Consider the following 21,835-nt stretch of genomic DNA (forward strand, 5'->3'; position numbering starts at 1 on the left):
GACAGTGATTGACCCGCAAGGAGCAAGGCGAGCGGGGATGCTCGCCAGTGTAAGTCGGTAGCAGGCTATTCGATAGCCTCGTATGGAAGGCCGACGTAATTTTCTGCAATGGTTTTTCGACCGGCCTCGGAGTCGACGAAATACCCCAATTCCGACTCGGCAATCCGCTGACTGAAGGCGTCTTGATCGTCGAAGCAGTGCAGCATCGAGGTCATCCACCAGGAAAACCGTTCGGCTTTCCACACCCGGCGCAAACAGACCTCGGAGTACTTCTCCAGCAAATCCACACGGCCTTCTCGGTAAACCTTCAGCAGAATGTTGAACAGCGTACTGACGTCGCTGGCCGCCAGGTTCAGGCCCTTGGCGCCGGTAGGCGGGACGATGTGCGCGGCATCGCCGACCAAAAACATCCGTCCGTACTGCATCGGTTCGACGACAAAACTGCGTAACGGCGCGATGCTTTTTTCGATGGAAGGCCCAGTGACCAACGATGCTGCCAACGCGCCAGGCAGACGGGATTTGAGTTCATCCCAGAAGCGCTGATCAGACCAGTTCTCGACGTGCTCGTCGGCCGGTACCTGAAGGTAATAGCGAGTGCGGGTGGCCGAACGCATGCTGCACAGGGCAAAACCGCGCTCATGCCGGGCGTAGACCAGCTCTTCGTGAACAGGCGGCGTGTCAGCGAGGATGCCGAGCCAGCCAAACGGATAGACCCGCTCGAACACTTTCAGGCACTCGGCAGGAATCGACTGCCGAGCCACACCATGGAAACCGTCGCACCCGGCGATGTAGTCGCAATCGAGTCGATACAGCTCGCCGTCCTTCTCAAAAGTCACGAACGTCTCTTCGGTTTTCATCCCGTGAGGAACGACGTTGTTGGCCTCGTAAATCGTCTGCGCACCGGCCTCCCGACGAGCGGCCATCAGGTCGCGGGTGACCTCGGTCTGGCCGTAGATCATCACCGTTTTGCCACCGGTCAGGGCTTGCAGATCAATGTGTACGCAGCGTGCGTCGAGGGCCAGTTCGAAGCCTGTGTGGACCAGCCCTTCGGCGTCCATGCGCTGACCCACCCCGGCCTGGCGCAACAGCTCTACCATGCCTTGTTCGAGGACGCCGGCACGGATTCGTCCGAGCACATAGTCCGGGGTCTGGCGTTCGAGAATGAGGGTGTCGATGCCGGCGTTGTGCAGCAATTGGCCAAGCAATAAACCGGACGGACCGGCGCCGATGATGGCGATTTGGGTTTTCAGCGTTTTCATTGTTTTTATGACTCGCAAGCTTCACGCGACAAGGGCCGGTGAACAATTTTTATGGATCGAGTGCTTGCATTTTTCTCTCGCGAGTCTGTCAATTGAAGGGGAAAACTGAGCCGATACCTGTACATTCTGCCAATCGGTGCGATTATCGCCCGCCTACCCCCGAGGCCTGGATTGAAGTGATGAACAAGCCTGACCTACCTTCGATTCCAGTGTTCAAGCTCTACGGTGAAAGCCTGGATTGGCCGACCCCGGACTTGCTGCACTGTGAAACCATTTCCAAACGCAGCCGCGAACACCAATGGGAAATCAAACCCCACCGCCACGCCGACTTGTGCCAGTTGCTCTTCGTATTCAAAGGTCAGGCAGAGCTTGAAATCGAAGGCAAACGTACGCAGCTGACCGAGCCGGCGATTCAGATCCTGCCACCGCTGTCCGTTCACGGCTTCCGGTTTTCCGAGGACGTCGAAGGGTTTGTCGTGACCCTGGCTGCGCCGCTGGTCGCCCATCTTCAGGCGCAACTGGGTAACTCGGTGAACGCCCTGGCCCAGGCCGAAAGTTATCCGGCGGGCAAGGAAGGTGAATACCTCAACAGCCTGTTTTCAGCGCTGCAAGACGAATACACCGGCCACCAACCGGCTCGCGAAATGCTCATGCATTCGCTGGTCAGCGTGATCATGGTGTGGGTCAGCCGCCAGGTGATTTCCCGTCGCAACGCCAGCCAGCGTCTGCAGCGTGCCCGGGAATACCTCAACGGGTTTATCCAGCTTGTGGAAGAGACCTATCGCCAACACGTCAAGGTCGAAGACCTGGCCCATCGGCTGGGGATTTCCGTGTCCCACCTCAATGGCACCTGCCGTGAGCTGGCGGGACAACCGGCGTTGCAGATCATGCACGAGCGTCAATTGCTGGAGGCCAAGCGTTTGCTGACCTATACCAGCATGACCATTTATGAAATGTCCGACGTGTTGGGGTTCTCTGATCCGACCAACTTCACGCGCCTGTTCCGACGTCGAGTGGGGATCTCGCCCAAGGCATTTCGCGACCGCTTGAAGGCCGATCAGGACAACGAGGCCTGATCCCCTTCGTTACTTGAGGGCGTTGAGGGTCGCGTTGTGGGGAATGCAGCGTTCGAAGTTGCAGCTCGCGTATTCACGGGGCAGTTGTCGCAACTGCTCGACGCGCCAGGCCGCGGTGCCATACAGCGCGAGCGTGGCTGCGCAGGTGATGAAAATCGCGAGGTATCTTCTTGTTTTGATGTTCATGGCGTTGACCTCTGAACGAATACCCTTCGGTACTACTTTCAGCATAGGTCAGCGCCAGTGAGTTGTGTGGGGGAATGTGTTCACAGGCCGATATCCCACGCAGGCTCTTCCGGAAATCTGAGCACCAGAAAATCCAGCATGCTGCGCAACGCCGCCGGCATGTGTTTGCGTGAGGCATACACCGCGTAAACGTTCATTTGCCGGGGTTCGGCGTGGGGCAGCAGGCGGATCAGTTCGCCGCTGTGAATATGCACGCCGGCCTGATAGCTGGGGAGCATCGCCACCCCGGCGCCGGCCATCGCCGCGCGCAACAACGTGCTGGCTTCGTTGGCGCTGATGTTGCCCTGCACCGGCACTGACACCTGCTCACCGTCCTCCTCGAAATGCCAGAGGCTTTTGCCGAAGTAGGAGTGGGTCAGGCAATTGTGCTGGCTCAGATCCTCGACCCGCAGCGGCGTCGGGTGTTCGAGCAGATAAGCGGGGGAGGCACAGATCACTGAGCGGCAGACCGTCAGCCGTCGCGCGATCAGGTTCGGGTCCAGGTCGTTGCTGGTGCGGATCGCCAGATCGATGCGTTCATCCACCAGGTTCACCGTGCGGTCGAGCATCTGCAGGTCGATGCTGACGCCGGTGTAACGTTTGACGTAAGCGGCCATGGCATCCGCCAGTTGTGCCTGACCAAACGAAGTGCTGACGCTGATCCGCAGCAGGCCGCGCGGTGCCTCGTCCGGTTCGCTGACGGCGGCTTGCATGTCCGTGGACAGGTCGAGCATCTGCCGACATCGAGGCAGGATTTCACTGCCGGCGGCGGTCAGGCTCAGCTTGCGCGTGGTGCGGTGCATCAGGCGTGCGCCGACCCAATCCTCCAGCTCCGCCAGATAGCGCGAAACTACTGGCCGTGACAGGTCCAGGTGATCGGCGGCGGCCGATTGGCTGCCGAGGTCAACCACCGTGACGAACACCCGCATTGCTTGTAGACGATCCATGATTTGCCCGCTTTCAGAAACAAACTATGTTCAAGCATCGCATTTTTTGTACTGAGTCATGCAACTAAGCTCTGTCCCATCGCCAAGCACGGCAATTGAACAACGGAGCAACAGATGATCGGCTTCACCTCGCTTAAACGTATTTTGCTGGCCACCGCCACCCTCGGTTTCGCCGCCCACGCAGCGGCAGCCTCGACCCTGACCCTGGACGTCTACAACCCGGGCGACAAGGCGATCTTCCCGGTGACCTCGGTGTTGGTCAGCGGCGAGAAAGACGCGATTTTGGTGGATGCGCAATTTGGCAAATCCCAGGCCGAGCAAGTGGTCGAGAAGATCCGCGCCAGCGGCAAGCAACTGACCACCATCTACATCAGCCACGGTGACCCGGATTACTACTTCGGCCTCGACACCCTGACCGCCGCATTCCCCAACGCCAAAGTGCTCGCCTCGCAGCCGACCGTGGATCACATCCAGAAAACCGTCGACGGCAAACTGGCGTTCTGGGGGCCGAAAATGGGCACCGACGTGCCTGCCAAAACCATCGTGCCGCAGGTACTCAAAGGCGACAGCCTGATGCTCGAAGGGCAGAAGTTGCAGGTGGTGGGGCTTGAGGGCAAGCAGCCGGACCGCACCTTTGTCTGGATTCCGTCGATCAAGGCCGTGGTTGGTGGCGTCGTCGTCGCGGAAAACATCCACGTGTGGATGGCCGACACCCAGACGCCGCAGTCCCACGCCGATTGGTTGACTACGCTGCATGCAATCGAAACCTTGAAACCGAAAACCATCGTGCCGGGCCATTACCTCGGTGAGAGCGCTCGTTCGCTGGCCGCCGTGCAGTTCACCGCCGATTACATCAAGGCCTTCGACGAAGAAACCGCCAAGGCAAAGGACGCTGCCGCGCTGATCGCCGCGATGAAAAAACGCTACCCGAAGCTGGGTGAAGAAAGCTCCCTGGAACTGAGCGCCAAAGTCGCCAAGGGCGAGATGAAGTGGTAACTCGCCGTACCTGAAGCTGAACCGCTTTTGTGGCGAGGGAGCTTGCTCCCGTTCGAGTGCGTAGCACTCGCAGGATTTTGGGGCCGCTGCGCAGCCCAGCGTCGGAACGCCGCCCGGAGCAAGCTCGCTCGCCACAGGTAACACATAAGCCACTCAAACAGCTGGAGAACGTCATGAGCAAAATCGCAATCATTGGTGCCACCGGTCGTGCCGGTAGCCAACTGCTGGAAGAAGCCCTGCGTCGTGGTCACAGCGTCACCGCCATTGCCCGCGACACCTTGAAGATCGGTCAGCGTGCCGGTGTGGTCACCAAGAATGTCGATGCCCTTGATGCCGAAGCGTTGCAAGCGGCAGTCGCGGGCCATGACGTGGTGATCAGCGCTGCGCACTTTGCGACCCTTCCTGCCAGCGCCGTTGTCGGGCCGGTGCAGAAGGCCGGTGTGAAACGTTTGCTGGTGGTGGGCGGTGCCGGATCGCTGTTGCTGCCGGACGGCACTCGCGTCATCGACAGCGAGGGTTTTCCGCAGGCGTACAAGGCTGAGGCCAGTGCCGGTGCGCTGTTTCTGGAAAACCTGCGGCAGGAAAAAGAGTTGGACTGGACCTTTGTGTCGCCGTCGGCAGAGTTTGTCGAAGGTGAACGCACGGGGACGTTTCGGATCGGCAAAGATGATTTGCTGGTGAGTAGCGAAGGGCGGAGCTGGATCACTTTTGCTGATTATGCGATTGCGGTGCTGGATGAAGTGGAAGCGCCAAAGCATTCCCGCCAGCGGTTCACAGTCGGGTATTGAGCTGAAAACCACCCCTCACCCCAGCCCTCTCCCCATAGGGGAGAGGGGGAAAGGGAGCCGATCTCCATGCTTTTCAAAGCCTGAGTTCGACTCGATATTTCAGGTCGACGTAGCTTGAAAGAACAACTCGATCAGTCCCCTCGCCCCTCTGGGGAGAGGGTTAGGGTGAGGGGTGGATCTAACTGACACACCACGCCACACACATTCACCGCGCCTGAGCCTGCTCCACCAACCACCCCATCAACTCGCGCAACTTCGGCGAAGGCCCGGGTTTTTCCGGGAAAACCAGGTAATACGCCAACCCGGTCTTCACCTTCAATTCAAACGGCATGACCAGCCGCCCCGCACTCAAATCATCGCCAATCAACGACCAATCCCCGATCGCCACGCCTGTCCCTTGGGACGCCATCGACATCGCCAGATCCAGCGTTTCGAAATGCTGACCCTTGCCGACATTGCTCAAGCGAATATCCGCAGTGGCCAGCCAGGCTTTCCAGTCCCGTTCATCCCGTGTCGGGTGCAGCAACATGTGCTGCTCCAGATCCTCCGGCGTCATCAGCGGCACTGGACCTTCGAGCAACGGCTTGGAACAGACCGGTGTCAGTTGTTCATCGAACAAATGAAAAGAGGCCAGCGCGCTGTCCGGCGGCGCGCCGTACATCACCGCCGCATCGAACTGCTCGCGATGAAAATCCACACCGTGCTTGACCGTGGTGGTCAATTCCACCGGCACATCCGGGCGCTCACGTTGCCACTGCAACAGCCGTGGCAACAGCCAGCGCATGACACACGTCGGGGCCTTGAGTTGCAGGGTTTCGCGCTTCTCGCCGATCTGCTCCACCGCCTCGTCGATCAAGCCGAAAATCTGCTGGACCCGTGGCAGCCATTCCCGTCCTTCGGCCGTCAGGTCAAGGCCTCGGGCCTGGCGAATGAACAGTTCATAACCCAGATGTTCTTCCAGCCCGGCGATCTGCCGACTCACCGCACCTTGGGTGATGTACAGCTGTTCGGCAGCACGGGTGAAGTTGCAGCACTGCGCGGTAATCAGAAAGGTGTGCAGCGCCGGCAGGGGAGGCAATCGTTTCATTGGGATCCAAGGTATGACGTGAGGACATGGCTAGTATGACTTTTTATCCATTGTTGCGGCTACGTGTCGCCCGTTCCAATGAGGCCATCCCTGGACCTGCCCACTCATCATAAACACTGCGCAGGTCCGGCGTCTCAAACGAACAAGAAGGGCAAAGACATGGCGACGTGCGGCGAAGTATTGGTCAAGTTACTCGAAGATTACGGGGTTGAGCAGGTGTTCGGCATTCCCGGGGTTCATACCGTGGAGCTGTATCGCGGGCTGGCCCGTTCGAGCATCAACCACGTCACTCCGCGTCACGAACAGGGCGCCGGTTTCATGGCCGACGGTTACGCTCGCACCAGCGGCAAACCGGGTGTGTGCTTCATCATCACCGGCCCTGGCATGACCAACATCACCACCGCCATGGGCCAGGCCTACGCCGACTCGATCCCGATGCTGGTGATCTCCAGCGTGCAATCGCGCAGCCAGTTGGGCGGCGGTCGCGGCAAGCTGCACGAGCTGCCGAACCAGAGCGCATTGGTCGGTGGCGTGGCGGCGTTCTCCCACACCTTGATGTCGGCGGCTGAATTGCCGGGCGTCCTGGCTCGCGCTTTTGCACTGTTCCAGGCCGGCCGTCCGCGTCCGGTCCATATCGAAATTCCGTTGGACGTATTGGTCGAAGAGGCCGATGACCTGCTCGCCAGCGTACCGGTGAACATCGACCGCGCCGGTGCCTCGCCGAGCGCAATCAGCTGCATGACCGCGCTGCTGGCCGGTGCCAAGCGCCCACTGATTCTCGCCGGTGGCGGCGCCATCGATGCCGCCGCCGAGTTGACTGAACTGGCCGAGTTGCTGGACGCCCCGGTGGCCCTGACCATCAATGCCAAAGGCATGCTCGAATCCAACCATCCGTTGTTGATCGGCTCGACCCAGAGCCTGGTCGCGACTCGTGCGTTGGTGGCTGAAGCGGACGTGGTGCTGGCGATCGGCACCGAACTGGCCGAGACCGATTACGACGTGACCTTCGCCGGCGGTTTCGAAATTCCTGGTGTGCTGCTGCGTGTGGACATCGACCCCGACCAGACCGTGCGCAACTACCCGCCGAAAGTTGCGTTGGTAGCTGACTCGCGCAACGCCGCTCAAGCCTTGCTGAGCGAACTGTCCCACCACTCGCTGGCCGAGCGCCGTAACGATTGGGGCCAGGTCCGTGCCGCACGCTTGCGCGACGAACTGGCTGCCACGTGGGACGCTCCGACCCTGGCCCAGACCCGTTTCCTGGAAACCGTCTTGCACGAACTGCCAAACGCAGTCTTCGTCGGCGATTCGACCCAACCGGTGTACACCGGCAACCTGACCTTCAACCCGGAACGCCCGCGTCGCTGGTTCAACTCGTCCACCGGTTACGGCACCCTCGGTTACGCCTTGCCGGCAGCCATCGGCGCCTGGCTCGGCGGCAGCGTTGAAAACGGCGCACGTCCTCCGGTGGTGTGCCTGATCGGCGACGGCGGCCTGCAATTTACCCTGCCGGAATTGGCCAGCGCCGTTGAAGCGCGCACCCCGGTGATCGTCCTGCTGTGGAATAACCAAGGCTACGAAGAGATCAAGAAATACATGGTCAACCGCGACATCGAGCCGGTTGGCGTAGATATCTACACCCCGGACTTCATCGGCGTGGCCAAGGCGCTGGGCTGTGCAGCTGAAGCCGTCTGCGGTGTCGAGCAACTGCGCAGCGCCCTGCGTGCCGCTACCGATCGCCAGGGCCCGACACTGATTGAAATCGATCAGGCTGTGTGGATGAAGGCGGTGTCGAAATGACTTTCCGCATGACTTTCCCAACGGCGCTGGATGGCCTGTTCATCAACGGTCAATGGTCGGCCGGCAATGAACACTTACGCGTGATCAACCCGGCGACCGAAGCCTTATTGACCACCGTGAACGGCGGCGATGAACGTGCTGTCGATCAAGCCGTCACTGCCGCGTCCAATGCTTTCAAGGAATGGTCGAAAACCACCGGCGCCGAGCGCGGCGCGATCCTGCGCAGAATCGCTGCGGGCGTGCAGGCCGGTCGTGAACAGTTGATGCATTTGCAGTCGAGCAACAACGGCAAACCACTGTTCGAAGCGGCCATCGACGTCGACGACGTGATCGCCACCTTCGAGTATTACGCCGGTCTGGCTGAAGGGCTCGATGCCAAGCAAGACAGCAACGTGGAGCTGCCAACCGACGACTTCAGCGCTCGTGTGCGCCGCGAGCCGTGTGGTGTGGTCGGCCTGATCGTGCCGTGGAATTTCCCGATGGTCACCACCGCGTGGAAACTCGCCCCGGCCCTCGCTGCCGGCTGCTGCGTGGTGCTCAAACCGTCCGAAGTGACGCCGCTGCCGGAACTGGAACTGGCGACGATCATCGCCGAGGCCGGTCTGCCCAAGGGTGTGTTCAACCTGGTCTGCGGCACTGGCCTGGCCGTCGGTGCGCCGTTGTCGGCTGACCCGCGCATCGCCAAGATTTCCTTCACCGGCAGCAACGCCGTCGGTGTTCAAGTCATGCAACGTGCCGCAGAAACCGTGAAGGGCGTGAGCCTGGAACTGGGCGGAAAATCCTCGCTGGTGGTGCTCAAAGACGCAGACATCGAACTGGCCGTGGAAGTGGCCTGTGGCGGCGGTTTCTTCAACGCCGGGCAGATGTGCTCGGCCACCAGTCGTGTGCTGATCGCCGATGAACTGGCGGACGAATTCCTCATCCGGTTGAAGGCCCGCGCCGAAGCCATTCGCGTGGCCGACCCGTTCGACCCGAACGTGGAAATGGGCGCACTGGTCAACCAAGCGCAATACCAGCGCGTACTTGGTCACATCGATCGTGGTTTGAGTGCTGGCGCCAAGCTGGTTTGCGGCGGCAATCGTCCGGCAGACCTGTCGCGCGGCTATTTTTTGCAGCCGACGATTTTTACCGAAGTGCCCCTCGACAGTGCGCTGTGGTGCGAAGAGATTTTCGGTCCGGTGATCTGCGTGCGCAGTTTTGCCAGCGAAGCCGAGGCGATTGCCCTGGCCAATGACAGCCAGTTCGGCCTCGTGGCCAGCGTGGTCACCCGCGACGCCGAAGCGGCAGATCGGGTTGCCAACGCTTTGCAGGCGGGGCTTGTGTGGATCAACGCGCCGCAAGTGATCTTCCCGCAGACCGCTTGGGGTGGCTACAAACAGAGCAGCATCGGCCGCGAATTGGGGCCGTGGGGCTTGCAGGCTTTCCAGGAAATCAAACACGTGATTCGAGCGGTCTGACGGCTCGAAAAGGGTCAGCACATGCCTCGTGATGAGGCATGCGCTGGCGTCATGGCTTCAATGAGTTTTTATCGATAGTCAGGTGTTTTGCACGACCTCAGGATGAACCCGTCGGCTCAGCGCAAACCCCGTGAATACGGGGGCTTTAAGCAGATCTGGCGGCGCAGATGCAACGGTTGCGACCAGCCTCATACCTACAAAAACAAAGGGAGTCCGTAATGGGCGAGCATGATCTGAACAGACGTCAATTCATCAAAACCGTGGGCGTAGCCTCGGTGGCAGCGGCCGCCATGAGCATGCCGTTCATCAAGGCTAACGCCAGCGACACACGCTTTGCGGGCAAGACCCTGCGTTTGCTGACCTGGTCGGATGACACCGGTCTGGCCGCACTGCGCAACATCGCGGCAACCTTCGAAGACAAGTACGGCTGCAAGGTCATCGCTGACCGCACCGGCAGCACCTCGGAAATGGTCGCCAAGCTCAAGGCCGGCGGTGATCGTCCGCAGTACGACATCATCACCCTGGCAGGCGTCGGTGCCGAAGGCCTGGCCGCGGCCAACCTGCTGGAAAAACCCGACCTCAATCGCATTCCCAACCTGGTCGACGTACCGGAGAAATACCGCACCGGCGCCAACGGTCACGGCATCGGTTACCTGCTCTGGTGCAACAGCCTGGTCTACAGCACCCGCACCATCAAAGAAGCGCCGGACAGCTACGCCTCCCTGTGGGATCCCGAGCTGGCACCGAACATCTTCCTGCCGCCGCCGAACTGGACCGAAGCGATGGACCTGATCATCATCGCCGCCAAACTGGCCGGTGGTGACGAACACAACATCGAGCCTGGCTTCAAGAAACTCGCCGAGCTGAAAGATCGTGTGGTGACCCTGGGTGAAAACCCTAACCAGATCGCCGAGCTGTTCCGCACCGGCTCGCTGGACATGGGTGGCCTGTACGCGCCAGCGTTTTTCCCGAAACAGATCCGCGACCCGGCATACGGTCTGGGCGCTACGTTCGGCATGAAGGAAGGTTTCTACACCGACCTGATGCTCTCGGTGATGCCGAAGAATCGTCCGGGCGATACCGACCTGGCCTACGCCTTCATCAACCACTCTCTGGACCCACTGGTGCAGGGCAAGATGGCTGAGGACATCTACAACGGTCCGGTCAACGCCAAGGCGATCATCTCCGCCGAAGCGCGCAAGAGCCCGTACATCCTCACGCCTGAGCAGATTGCCGAGAAAGCGATCATGCACGACAACGCCTTCCTGGCCTCCGTGCATGACCAATGGATTCGTCGTTACACGGAAATCTTTTCTTCCTGATCGAGTGACGAACACAAGCCCCAAGAGCACAACAAATCAAATGTGGGAGCGGGCTTGCTCGCGAAAGCGGTGTGACATTCAACATTGATGTCGACTGACACGGCCCCTTCGCGAGCAAGCCCGCTCCCACGCTAGAACGTCGTGGTTTCAAGACTTGTGTTTGTCAGCTGCTTTCCATTGACGAGACCCTTGCTATGGAACACCAACCTCTGACTCATCCGGTCGCCGCCGCTCCTGTGCGCGTCAATCGGGGTGTTTCGCCGACGACGCGTGCCTGGATTTTTCTCTCGCCGTCGATGCTGTTTCTGGGCGTACTGATCGCCGCCAGCCTGCTGGTACTGCGCATGAGCGTGGGCACCAAAGGCGCGGAATGGACCGGGTTCAGCCTGGCCAGTTACGCCCAACTGCTGGAACCGTATTACCTCAAATCCTTGCTGCTGACCCTGCGTCTGGCGCTGATCAGCGCGGTGATCGCGGTCGTGTTGGCGATCCCGGTGGCCTACACCATGTCGCGCCTGACCTCACCGTTTGTGCGACGGATCTTCCTCGCCGCGGTGCTGTTGCCGTTGCTGGTCAACCTGTTGCTGCAAAGCTACGGCTGGCTGGTGATTCTGGGACCTGGCGGGATGCTCAATCAGGCGCTGATGGGCCTGGGCCTGATCAAGCGCCCGATCATGCTGCTCTACAACCAGAACGGCGTATTGATGGGCCTGGTGCAAACCGCGTTCCCGTTGGCCGTGCTGCCGATTGCCAGCGCCATGCGCGGCGTCGCCCGTACCTACGAAGAAGCTGCCGCAACGCTGGGCGCCAGTCGCTTGCAGGTGTTCCGTCAGGTGGTGCTGCCGATGAGCATGCCGGGGATCATCACCGGCGCGACGTTGGTATTCGCCTACAACGCCAGCAGCTTCGTTGTGCCTTTGCTGCTCGGTGGCCGACGTGTGCCGATGCTGGCCGTGATGGTGCATGACCAGATCGCCCCGCTGATGAACTGGCCCGCCGCGTCCGCTGCCGGTGTGGTGCTGATTGTCACCACGCTCGCGATCATGACCTTGTCCGAATACATCACTGGCCGTCGTCGGCGCATGCTGGAGGCTTCCCAATGAGCACCCTGATCAAGAAACGTTATGGGCTGCTGCCCGGCGAGACCGGCAAGTTTGCTGGCATCCTGTCGGGCTTCATCCTGCTGCTGGCGGTGTTGCCGATCCTGACCATGATCGTGATGTCGTTCAGCGGTGCGTCGAACCTCGACTTCCCGCCGAGCAGCTACAGCCTGCAATGGTACAAGGCTGCCTGGAACACCTTCGTGTCGCCGGATTCCAGCGATGTGCTGAGCCTCGGCAAGGCCATGACCACCAGCCTGATGGTCGCGTGCCTGACCATGGTGTTTGCGACGATCGTCGCAGTGCCGGCAGCTTACGCGCTGACCCGTTGCGAGTTCCGCGGCAAAGCCGTGGCGCTGCAACTGATGTCGCTGCCATTGGTGTTTCCGATGGTGGTGTTGGGGCTGGCGTTGCTGCTGGTGTTCGACAGCCTGCCCTTTCAAATCACGACGTCGCGACTGGTGATTGCCCACGTGATCCTGGCGTTACCGTTCGTGGTGAAAAACTGCACCGCTGCGATGCTCTCCATCGGCAGCGAAGTCGAAGAGGCCGCACAGATGCTCGGTGCTTCGCCGACCCGGGCGATTATCGATGTGGTGGTGCCGTTGATGAAGTCGGGGATTCTGGCGGGGATGCTGCTGGCGTTCATCGTCTCGTTCAACGAATTCACCGTGACCTACTTCCTCTACACCATCGACGTCATGACCGTGCCGATCTGGATGTACAGCCGCACTGTGTCTTCGCTCGACCCAACCGTTTTCTCGTTTGCCGTGCTGATCGTGCTGATCGACTTCGTCCTGATCTGGGCGTTGGAGAAGCTGGTTGGTGAAGGTGGCGTTTCGTTCTGATTCTTGAGGTGCAACATGACTGGTCTGATTCTGGAAAACGTCGAGAAACATTACGGCTCGGCCTGCGCGGTAAAGGATGTAAACCTGCATTTACCTGAGGGCAAACTGGTGTGTTTTCTCGGCCCGTCGGGCTGCGGAAAAACCACGTTGCTGCGCATGATCGCAGGGCTCGAAACCCTGAGCGGCGGCGAGATTCGCCTGGACGGTGAAGACATCGGCCATACGCCGGCGCATCAACGTAACTTCGGCATGGTGTTTCAATCGCTGGCGCTGTTTCCGCACATGACGGTGGGGGAGAACATCGCCTATCCGCTGAAACTGCGTGGGGTCAGCAAGGCTGATCAGCAGGCGCGGGTGGTGGAGTTGCTGCAACTGATTCAGTTGCAGGAAATGATCGACCGTCCGGTGTCGAAACTTTCTGGTGGCCAACGTCAGCGCGTGGCGATTGCCCGGGCGATTGCCAATCACCCGAAAATCCTCCTGCTCGACGAACCGCTGTCGGCGCTGGATGCCAAGCTGCGTGAATCGATGCAGGTGGAAATCCGTCAGCTGCAACAACGCTTGAACATCACCACCATCATGGTGACCCACGACCAGCGTGAAGCCATGACCATGGCGGATATCGTTGTGGTATTGGGTGAACATCGCGTGCAGCAAGTGGGCACGCCGATTGAGATTTATCGTCACCCGGCCAATGAATTTGTCGCGGACTTTATCGGCTCGGGCAATATTTTCCCGGCCACGGCGCTGGGTAACGGGAAGGTTGGGTTACCGGGCGGCGATGCGCTGGAAGTGCCGATCTGCAGCAGCATTGTGGTGGGGGAGAAAGTCAAAATGCTGATTCGCCCTGAGGACCTGCAACTGTCGCATCCACAGGCGACGGCGGGGAATCGGTTGCTCGGCAAGGTGACGTTCGTGCGCGATATTGGCGCGACGATTGAAACGACCGTGGAGTGTTCCGGGGTGTCGTTTACGGCGTTGAGCACGCCGTGTCAGGGGTTTGGGTTGAGCATTGGCAATCCGGTGTCGGTGACCCTTCCTGCCGAGGCGTGCCGCGTACTCGGCGCCTGATTGACTGGCCCCATCGCGAGCAGGCTCGCTCCCACAGTGGTCTGGTGTACACCGGTCCAATGTGGGAGTGAGCCTGCTCGCGATGAGGCCGGCAAAACCAGCACAAAAACCAGATCAAACCGTCAACCGCAACCGCGCCAAATCCCTTAACGGCGGTGCCCCAAACAATCGACTGTACTCCCGGCTGAATTGCGAGGGGCTTTCATACCCGACCCGATACCCCGCCGCCGAAGCCTCCAACCCTTCCGCCAGCATCAACCGTCGCGCTTCTTGCAGGCGCAGTTGTTTCTGATACTGCAACGGACTCATCGCCGTCATCGCCTTGAACCGGTGATGCAACGTCGACACGCTCAGGTTCACTTCCTTCGCCAGATCATCGATGCGCAACGGCTGTTCATAGTTGCCGTTGAGCCATTTGATCGCCTGGCTGATGCGATGGCTCTGGCTGTTGGCGATTGCGATTTCGTACAGCCGATGACCCTGCTGGCTACGCAATAGTCGATACAGGATTTCCCGGCGAATCAGCGGTGCGAGCATGGCGATGTCTTTCGGTGCATCCAGCAAGCGTGCCAGACGCAACACCGCGTCGAGCATCGCGGTGTCGATCCGTTCGACATACAAGCCGCGTCCCGTCGGCCGGGTTGGCACACCGAGAGGGCCGGCATCGGCAATCAGCGCAGTGATTTCCGCCGGGTCGATATCCAGCCGCACCGCGAGGATCGGTTCTTCAGACGTGACATTCACCACACGCCCGCTCAGTGGCATCGAGACCGACACCACCAGGTAATTCAGCGGATCGTAATTGAAGTATTCATCGGCCAGCCTGACCTCTTTGCGGCCCTGCGCCATGATGCACAGCGCGGGTTGCGCCAGTACCGGGGCAAACTCATGGGACTTGCTATGGCGAGAAATGAAGAGCGAGCCGACGGCAGTCGCATAAGTGCCATCCTCCGCCGTGTTATGGCGAATGATAGCGGCCAGTTCCGCGCGCTGTTTCTCCATGTCGGCGTCCAGCGGGGCTTCAAAGTGATCGAGCGACGACATGCACGGCATCCTCTGCAAGGCGTTGGTAATGAGCTGAGCTTAAGTTTGTGCAAGCAACAGCGGTAGACACATCCTGCCTCAAGCTTGCCTGATTCTGCATGGCGTGGATTAACGGTGCCTCTATGACAGGGCAACCCAAGGGAAACTTGCTTGAAAGCGCTGTTTCATTGGCACGAAAGCTTTTACAGGTTGATACGGGTTTTTCGAGAAACCGCGCAGGATTGTGCAATAAGCCGGCAGGAATCGACTAACCGCGCTTCTACCTGCGCGCTTAATCTTGGATCCTGTCGCAGCCCGTCCCACGGCTGCCACTCGAGTACCTGGGAGGGTTGAACATGTCTACGCAGATCCCCGTCAGTCATATGGCCTTTGTCCGCGCTCGCGCCGGCCGTTCGGCGGAGCTCGGCGCGCGCCTGAGCGCCTTGATCGAGCCGTCCCGCAGCGCACCGGGTTGCCTGAATTTTGCCCTGCAACATTCACAGTGCGATCCGGAGTTGTGGCTGGTGTCCGGTTTCTGGACGAACCAGCAGGCCATGACCGCTTACTTCAGCACCCCGGCGATGCAGATTTTTGCCGAGTTGGTGCAAGACCTGGTGGTCAACAGCCTGGATTTTCATACCTTCAAGGACGTGTCGGCTGCCCAGGCGCTGGGGCAGTCCCAGTCGTGGGTACACAAAATGGCGGGTTGAGGGTTTAATGGCTCAATTCTCCATTCAGCCAGGATCCGCGACATGGCACGCAAAGCCTTTGAAACCTTCGAAGCCGTATCTGCCGTAGTACCCCGTGAAGGCGGTTATCACGCCGCAATCGCCACCAAAGCCATCGGTGGTTCGGGTGCGCCGCGCTTTCACAAGCTGCTCGAAGAACAGACCTTCAAAACTGCCCATGAGGCCGATGAGGCCGCAGCCAAGGAACTGACCCGTCTCAGGGACGTCAGCGAAGACGGCGACCTGATCTGGTAATTACTTGACCGCCCCCGGGCGATACATCTTGAACAACGCCTCAGGCCCCAGCTGGAAATAATCCGCTGGCCCACCGCCGCGCAGAATCGGTTCTGCTGCGGCGGTGTCGTACACCCCATCCTTCAACAGCCACTTGGCGATATGCACGGCGACCACTTCGCCGAGAATCAGCCAGCTCGGCACCACGTTGCCATCGGCCCGCTGCAACTGAATGATCTGCGTGACCTTGCACTCGAAGGACACCGGACTTTCGGCGACGCGCGGCACCTGAATGATTTTCGACGCTGCCGGGGTTAGCCCGGACAGTTCGAACTCGTTGACCTCAGGCCTGACCATGGCAGAGCACTGGTTCATCTGCTCGGCCAGCGGACGGGTCGCCAGGTTCCAGGCAAATTCGCCGGTTCGCTCGATGTTATTCAGGCTGTCTTTGCGCCCGACACTGGAAAACCCAATGATCGGCGGAATGTAGTTGAACGCGTTGAAGAAACTGTAAGGCGCCAGGTTCAGGCGGCCATTGGCATCCTGAGAGGAAATCCAGCCAATGGGACGCGGGCCGACGATGGCGTTGAACGGGTCATGCGGCAGGCCGTGGCCGTTGGCGGGTTCGTAGTAATGGATGTCGTCAGCCATGGCATGGGGTTCCTGAATTCGGTTCGTAGCGAAGACGGCCATAGTGCAAGGGCTGACGAGTAATTTCCAGCGTGAGATCAGTTGGTACGGGTTGCTTCGGTGTGATCGGCGCCGTCGGAAGCGACCTCGGCTGAGTCAGTGCGATCGTTTCCAGCGGAGGCGACTGCAGCGCCACTTCCTAAGGTGAAAGCGGCAGAGCCGGTGCGATCGTAACCGTCAGCGGCGAAGGTATTGGCGGCCAGTACAGAGAGGGTCAGGGCGAGGATCAGTTGGGTTTTCATGGTGTGTACTCCAGGTTCGCTTGCACAATGCAATGAATCGGCGAGGAGAGTCCGTGGAGGGCGTTAACCGCTGATTAATTCGCTCTTTTGCTTATGTGACAAAATGTTCGTGGCGCACTGACTTGTCTTGATCGCACGCTTTCAGCGCCAATGAAAAAGGGGCAGACCTTTGCCAGGTCTGCCCCTTTTTTATGTCGCTGGCGGACTCAGTCCGTCTCGATCCGCGAATGTTTGCGGGTGTCTTTCATGGTCACGTAGACCAGCAACGACACGGCAATACACGCGGTGACATACCAGTAGTAACCGGTTTCCATGCCGATGCTCTTGAACCACAGTGCGATGTATTCAGCGGTGCCGCCGAAGATCGACACGGTCAGCGCGTACGGCAGGCCGACGCCCAGGGCGCGGATTTCGGTCGGGAACAGTTCGGCTTTGACCACCGCGTTGATCGAGGTGTAGCCGCTGACGATGATCAGCGCTGCCATGATCAGGAAGAACGCGCCCCACCAGGTCTGCACGGTGTGCAGGGTGGTCAGGATCGGCACGGTGAACAGCGTCCCGAGAATACCGAAGGCAATCAGGATCGGCCGACGACCGACTTTATCCGACAAGCCGCCGATGATCGGTTGCAGGCACATGAACAGGAACAGCGTGGCAGCGGAAATGGTGGTGGAGTCGGAGATGCTCATGCCGACAGTGTTCACCAGGTATTTCTGCATGTACGTGGTGTAGGTGTAGAACGCCAGGGTGCCGCCCATGGTCAGGCCGACCACGGTCATCAGTTCCTTCGGATGGCGCATCAAGGTGCGCATGGCGCTTTCCTTGGCCTTCTCTTTCTTGGTGAACGACTCGGTTTCTTCCATGCCACGACGCAGGTACAGCGCGACCACTGCACACAGCGCACCGATGGCGAACGGGATGCGCCAGCCCCAGGCGTACAGCTCTTCAGTGGTCAGGGTCTGTTGCAGCACGATCAACACGGCCAGGGCGATGAGCTGACCGGAGATCAGGGTCACGTACTGGAAGCTGGAGTAGAAACCGCGACGATCCTTGGTCGCCATCTCGCTGAGGTACGTTGCCGAGGTGCCGTACTCGCCACCGACCGACAGGCCTTGCAGCAAACGGGCGAAAATCAGCAGGATCGGTGCGCCGATGCCGATGGTTTCATAACCCGGGCTCAGGGCGATCAGCAGCGAGCCGAAACACATCAGGTACACCGAAGCCATCAGTGCTTTCTTGCGACCGGCCTTGTCGGCGTAGAGGCCCATCAACCAGCCACCGATCGGGCGCATCAGGAAGCCCACGGCGAAGATCGCGGCGGTGTTCAGCAGTTGTGCGGTGGTGTCGCCTTTGGGGAAAAAGGCCTTGGCGAAGTACAGGGAGAAGGCGGCGTAGACGTACCAGTCGTACCACTCGACCATGTTGCCGACAGAGCCGCTGAAGATCGATTTGATGCGACTGGCAGTGGTTCTTTCTTTGGCAGGCGTAGCTGCCGACCCAAGAGGCAGGGTTTGTGAGTTATCCATGACGGATCCTTCATTTAATTGTTTTTGTGGAGCGCGTTGAAACGCAGCCTGCTTGGGCTATAGCAGGAGCTGTGCCAACGGGAGGAGGGCCGGTTTAGAGGGGTTTTTAAGATTTCGTGAGCGGAAATCCGCTTATGCTGGATGGTGTGTGAGCGGAAAATTGCTTATAGGTCATGAAGTGCGTTGTCTGTGCCGGCCTCTTCGCGAGCAAGCCCGCTCCCACATTTGAACTGTGTACACCGGACCATTGTGGGAGCGGGCTTGCTCGCGAAGAGGCCAGGTCAGGCAACGCAAAACTCAGCTGTCTTGCAGGAACATCTCGCGGGTCAGGCCATGACGCTGCATCTTTTCATTGAAGGTCCGGCGCGGCAGTTGCAGTTCTTCAAGCACCGCTTTCACGTCGCCCTTATGCCGGGTCAACGCCGCGCGCAGACAATGCGCTTCAAACGCTTCCTGCTGCGCCGCCAGCGATTGCCCAGGATCAATGCCCGCAGGTTCCGGCTCGCCCAGCCCCAACACTTGCCGCTCGGCGACGTTTGCCAATTCGCGCACATTGCCCGGCCAGTCGTGGCTCAGCAGGTGGCTCAACTGCGGGCCGCTCAGCGGTGGAAACGTACGCCCCAAACGCTCGGCGGCATTTTGCGCAAACGACTCGAACAACAGCGGAATGTCTTCACGCCGCTCGCGCAACGGCGGCAACCGCAACTCGGCCACGTTCAACCGATAGGCCAGGTCTTCGCGAAAACGTCCGGCCCGGGCTTCGTCGAGCAAGTCGGGTTTGGTCGCGGCGATGATCCGCAAATCCACGCGGATGCTCTGATTGGAGCCCAACCGCTCCAGCTTCTGCTCTTGCAACACCCGCAGCAATTTCACTTGTTGGGCCAGCGGCATGCTTTCGATTTCATCGAGAAACAGCGTGCCGCCGTCGGCGTACTCGAGCTTGCCGATGCGTTTGCCCGAAGCGCCGGTAAACGCGCCGCTCTCGTGACCGAACAGCTCGGCCTCGAACAACTGCTCGGGGATCGCCGCACAGTTCAATGCCACAAACGGCTTGTCGGCACGCGGACCAAAGTCGTGCAGGCAACGGGCAACCAATTCTTTACCGCTGCCGGTTTCACCGCGAATCAACACATTGACCGGCAGCGTCGCCAGGTCCAGCACTTGCCGACGCAGCGTCTGCAAACCACGGGACACGCCCAGCAACGTCGCATCGAGTTTGGCGCGGTTGTCCGCCTGCTCGTGCAGGGCGCGGTTTTCCAGCACCAGCCGCCGCTTGTCCAGCGCACGGCGCAGACTGCCGAGCAGGGTTTCGGGGCTGAAGGGTTTTTCAAGGAAGTCGTAGGCGCCATCGCGCATCGCTTCGACCGCCATCGGCACATCGCCGTGACCGGTCAGCAGAATCACCGGCAAGTCGGCGTCGCGCCGCTGAACCTCGGCCAGCAGTTCCAGGCCAGTCATGCCAGGCATGCGCACGTCGCTGAGGATCACCCCGGGGAAATGCTTCGGCAGCTGCGCCAGGCACTCATCGGCGCGGCTGAACAGCTGCACCTCGAACCCCGACAGGCTCAGCCATTGTTCAACGGCACTGCGAATGCTGCTTTCGTCGTCGACCACCATCACTGAATTCAGCATGAGCCAGGAGCCTCCAGGTCGATGGGCAAGGTCACGGTGAACACCGCGCCGTTGGCATGATTGTCGGCGCTCAGGCGTCCGCCCGATTCGTGAACAATGGCAAAGGATACGGCCAGCCCGAGGCCCAGGCCATCACCCACCGGTTTGGTGGTGAAGAACGGATCAAACACGTTGGCCAAATGCTCTTCGGCAATGCCGCCACCGTTATCGGCGACGGTCAGGCGCCAGAGTTGTTCATCGGCTTCGAGACGGATTTCCAGGCGTTTGCAGGGTTTGTCCTGCATGGCGTCCAGGGCATTGCGCAGCAAATTGATCAGCACCTGTTCCAGGCGAATCGCATCGCCACGCACCCAGGCCGGGCGCGTCAGGTGCAGCACCGTGCTGACCTGTTCATCGCGCAACCTTGTGTCGAGCAGCTGCAATGATTGGTCCACCACCGCCGCCAAATCCAGCCGTTCGCGCAGGCCGCTGGGGCTTTTGCGGGCGAAGGTTTTCAGGTGACCGGTGAGGGCGGCCATGCGCGTCAGCATGTCGTCCACCGGTTTGAGCGCCTTGTAAGCGTCGTCGACCCGACCGTGATCGAGCAGCAGCCTCAGAGTAGCAAGCTGCATGCGCTGGGCGGTCAGCGGTTGATTGATTTCATGAGCCAGCGCGGCAGACATCTGGCCGAGCGCGGCGAGTTTGGCCGATTGCACCAGACCGTCCTGAGCGGTGCGCAGGTCGCGAGTGCGCTCTTCCACCAGTTGTTCGAGCTCTTCGCGACTGCGCTGGCGCAGCTTGGCCAGACGCCAGCGCTGATTGAGGAACAGCAACAGAAACACCACCGCCAGCCACAACCCGGCGGCGGCGAGTCCGGCGTTACGGCTGTCCTCGAACGCGAGTTGCGGGCGACGCAGCAGGTGCAACGTCCAGCCTTCAGTGCTCAGCGGCAGCGATTCCCACAGGTAATTCGCCGTCCCGTCAGGACCCACGACCCGCGTCAGATCACTGTTGTCGTCGAAGCGCCGCACCGATTGATACTCGAGCGGTGTCAGCGGTTGTTTGTCGTATTGGCGGGTGGCCTTGAGTTCGGCGTGATCGCTGTCACTCAGCGGTTTCAACAGGCGATAGCGCCAGCCCGGCTGGTTGGCGATGAAGATAATCCCGCGTGCATCGCTGACCAGCAGCGTGTCGCTGCCCTGACGCCATTCGCGCTCCAGTTCCGGAAATTCGAGTTTCACCACCATCGCGCCGAGGAACTGGCCGTCGTCACCGGTGACTGCGCTGGACAGGAAGTAACCGGGAATGCCGCTGGTTACGCCCACCGCGTAAAAGCGCCCGGTGCCTTGGGTGCGCGTCTGGCTGAAATAGGGGCGAAAACCGTAGTTGTGACCGACGTAACTGCTGGGCAGGCGCCAGTTACTGGCGGCCACCGCCAGGCCGGTGTGATCCAGTAATTCGAGGGTCGAGGATTGCGCCGCGCCGTTGATCTTTTCCAGTTTGCGGTTCAGTGCGTCCTGTTGTTCAGCGGATACCGAGCCGTCGAGGGCGCCGCGCAACTCCGGGTCTAGCGCCAATACGGCGGGCAGAGCGCGGTAGCGATCGATCAGGGTATGCAGGGAATTGGCGTACAGCGCCAGTTGCTGATTGGCGCGGGCGGCGTCTTCGACTAGCGCCTGGCGTTCGGCGTGACGCATGGCGAAACCCGCAGCCAGTGCGGCGCCGGCGGCAATCAGCAGGGTATAAAGCATCAAACGCAAGGAACGTGAAGTCGCAAGCATGGAAGTATCAGGCGAAAGACAGGGCGA

At 60.2% G+C, this 21,835-nt stretch carries 20 protein-coding genes and 1 pseudogene; 11 read left to right on the top strand and 10 right to left on the bottom strand.

What is annotated here, in order from left to right:
- Window positions 1–65 precede the first annotated feature (65 nt).
- The gene (gene pobA, locus KGB23_RS05855) at window positions 66–1,259 is read right to left on the bottom strand and encodes a 4-hydroxybenzoate 3-monooxygenase (RefSeq protein WP_223430269.1); all 1,194 of its coding nucleotides are present in this window, start codon (window positions 1,257–1,259) and stop codon (window positions 66–68) included.
- A 179-nt stretch (window positions 1,260–1,438) separates the two neighbouring features.
- Between pobA and KGB23_RS05860 the strand changes: the two genes are divergently transcribed.
- Window positions 1,439–2,335, top strand: a complete 897-nt coding sequence (locus tag KGB23_RS05860) for a helix-turn-helix domain-containing protein (protein ID WP_223430270.1) — start codon at window positions 1,439–1,441, stop codon at window positions 2,333–2,335.
- Between the two features lie 9 nt (window positions 2,336–2,344).
- On the opposite strand, the gene KGB23_RS05865 is transcribed toward KGB23_RS05860, so the two are convergent.
- Window positions 2,345–2,566 carry a hypothetical protein gene (locus KGB23_RS05865; protein ID WP_046049710.1) on the bottom strand — a complete coding sequence of 74 codons (222 nt, stop codon included), beginning with the start codon at window positions 2,564–2,566 and terminating at the stop codon, window positions 2,345–2,347.
- 35 nt (window positions 2,567–2,601) lie between these two features.
- Window positions 2,602–3,507 carry a LysR family transcriptional regulator gene (locus KGB23_RS05870; protein ID WP_223430271.1) on the bottom strand — a complete coding sequence of 302 codons (906 nt, stop codon included), beginning with the start codon at window positions 3,505–3,507 and terminating at the stop codon, window positions 2,602–2,604.
- Window positions 3,508–3,621: 114 nt separating this feature from the next.
- Here KGB23_RS05870 and KGB23_RS05875 point away from each other — a divergent pair, with 114 nt between their 5' ends.
- A complete protein-coding gene (locus tag KGB23_RS05875) occupies window positions 3,622–4,503 on the top strand; it encodes an MBL fold metallo-hydrolase (protein WP_223430272.1) in 882 nt (293 codons plus the stop codon).
- Between the two features lie 173 nt (window positions 4,504–4,676).
- Complete coding sequence (locus KGB23_RS05880; RefSeq protein WP_223430273.1) at window positions 4,677–5,291, top strand: NAD(P)-dependent oxidoreductase; 615 nt, start codon at window positions 4,677–4,679, stop codon at window positions 5,289–5,291.
- Between the two features lie 205 nt (window positions 5,292–5,496).
- Here the strand turns inward: KGB23_RS05880 and KGB23_RS05885 are convergent, their stop codons facing one another.
- On the bottom strand, window positions 5,497–6,378 hold the full coding sequence (locus KGB23_RS05885; protein WP_008156058.1) for a LysR substrate-binding domain-containing protein: 882 nt from the start codon (window positions 6,376–6,378) through the stop codon (window positions 5,497–5,499).
- A gap of 159 nt (window positions 6,379–6,537) precedes the next feature.
- On the opposite strand from KGB23_RS05885, the gene KGB23_RS05890 reads away from it, so the two are divergent.
- The 6 genes from KGB23_RS05890 to KGB23_RS05915 all read left to right on the top strand — a co-directional run bounded on the left by KGB23_RS05890 (window position 6,538) and on the right by KGB23_RS05915 (window position 13,973).
- On the top strand, window positions 6,538–8,175 hold the full coding sequence (locus KGB23_RS05890) for a 5-guanidino-2-oxopentanoate decarboxylase (protein WP_223430274.1): 1,638 nt from the start codon (window positions 6,538–6,540) through the stop codon (window positions 8,173–8,175).
- 8 nt (window positions 8,176–8,183) lie between these two features.
- On the top strand, window positions 8,184–9,632 hold the full coding sequence (locus KGB23_RS05895; RefSeq protein WP_223430275.1) for an aldehyde dehydrogenase family protein: 1,449 nt from the start codon (window positions 8,184–8,186) through the stop codon (window positions 9,630–9,632).
- Window positions 9,633–9,850: 218 nt separating this feature from the next.
- Entirely contained in the window at window positions 9,851–10,954 is a 1,104-nt protein-coding gene (locus tag KGB23_RS05900) for an ABC transporter substrate-binding protein (protein ID WP_223430276.1), read from the top strand.
- 194 nt (window positions 10,955–11,148) lie between these two features.
- The gene (locus KGB23_RS05905; RefSeq protein ID WP_046049702.1) at window positions 11,149–12,057 is read left to right on the top strand and encodes an ABC transporter permease; all 909 of its coding nucleotides are present in this window, start codon (window positions 11,149–11,151) and stop codon (window positions 12,055–12,057) included.
- Window positions 12,054–12,902: an ABC transporter permease gene (locus tag KGB23_RS05910; RefSeq protein WP_008156049.1), complete on the top strand. Its 849-nt coding sequence runs from the start codon at window positions 12,054–12,056 to the stop codon at window positions 12,900–12,902. Before KGB23_RS05905 ends, KGB23_RS05910 begins: the two co-directional genes overlap by 4 nt.
- Window positions 12,903–12,917: 15 nt before the next feature.
- Entirely contained in the window at window positions 12,918–13,973 is a 1,056-nt protein-coding gene (locus tag KGB23_RS05915) for an ABC transporter ATP-binding protein (protein ID WP_150658566.1), read from the top strand.
- A gap of 114 nt (window positions 13,974–14,087) precedes the next feature.
- Here KGB23_RS05915 and KGB23_RS05920 read toward each other — a convergent pair whose 3' ends face one another.
- Window positions 14,088–15,017 (bottom strand): AraC family transcriptional regulator, encoded by a 930-nt coding sequence (locus KGB23_RS05920; protein ID WP_223430277.1) that lies wholly within the window; start codon window positions 15,015–15,017, stop codon window positions 14,088–14,090.
- Window positions 15,018–15,352: 335 nt separating this feature from the next.
- Here KGB23_RS05920 and KGB23_RS05925 point away from each other — a divergent pair, with 335 nt between their 5' ends.
- Window positions 15,353–15,706, top strand: coding sequence for a putative quinol monooxygenase (locus KGB23_RS05925; protein WP_134417483.1), 354 nt, complete (start codon window positions 15,353–15,355; stop codon window positions 15,704–15,706).
- Window positions 15,707–15,748: 42 nt separating this feature from the next.
- Window positions 15,749–15,979, top strand: coding sequence for a hypothetical protein (locus KGB23_RS05930; RefSeq protein WP_008156042.1), 231 nt, complete (start codon window positions 15,749–15,751; stop codon window positions 15,977–15,979).
- Here the strand turns inward: KGB23_RS05930 and KGB23_RS05935 are convergent, their stop codons facing one another.
- The 5 genes and pseudogenes from KGB23_RS05935 to KGB23_RS05955 all read right to left on the bottom strand — a co-directional run bounded on the left by KGB23_RS05935 (window position 15,980) and on the right by KGB23_RS05955 (window position 21,808).
- Window positions 15,980–16,609 (bottom strand): flavin reductase family protein, encoded by a 630-nt coding sequence (locus KGB23_RS05935; RefSeq protein WP_223430278.1) that lies wholly within the window; start codon window positions 16,607–16,609, stop codon window positions 15,980–15,982.
- A gap of 92 nt (window positions 16,610–16,701) precedes the next feature.
- Window positions 16,702–16,890 (bottom strand): annotated as a pseudogene (locus KGB23_RS05940) (hypothetical protein); the annotation flags it as partial.
- 206 nt (window positions 16,891–17,096) lie between these two features.
- On the bottom strand, window positions 17,097–18,416 hold the full coding sequence (locus KGB23_RS05945) for an MFS transporter (protein ID WP_095133165.1): 1,320 nt from the start codon (window positions 18,414–18,416) through the stop codon (window positions 17,097–17,099).
- Window positions 18,417–18,713: 297 nt separating this feature from the next.
- Window positions 18,714–20,048, bottom strand: a complete 1,335-nt coding sequence (locus tag KGB23_RS05950) for a sigma-54-dependent transcriptional regulator (protein WP_223430280.1) — start codon at window positions 20,046–20,048, stop codon at window positions 18,714–18,716.
- Window positions 20,042–21,808 carry an ATP-binding protein gene (locus KGB23_RS05955; RefSeq protein ID WP_223430281.1) on the bottom strand — a complete coding sequence of 589 codons (1,767 nt, stop codon included), beginning with the start codon at window positions 21,806–21,808 and terminating at the stop codon, window positions 20,042–20,044. The genes KGB23_RS05950 and KGB23_RS05955 overlap by 7 nt, the downstream gene beginning before the upstream one ends.
- Window positions 21,809–21,835 lie beyond the last annotated feature (27 nt).

The organism is Pseudomonas sp. GL-B-26 (assembly GCF_019947405.1).
Taxonomy (GTDB): domain Bacteria; phylum Pseudomonadota; class Gammaproteobacteria; order Pseudomonadales; family Pseudomonadaceae; genus Aquipseudomonas.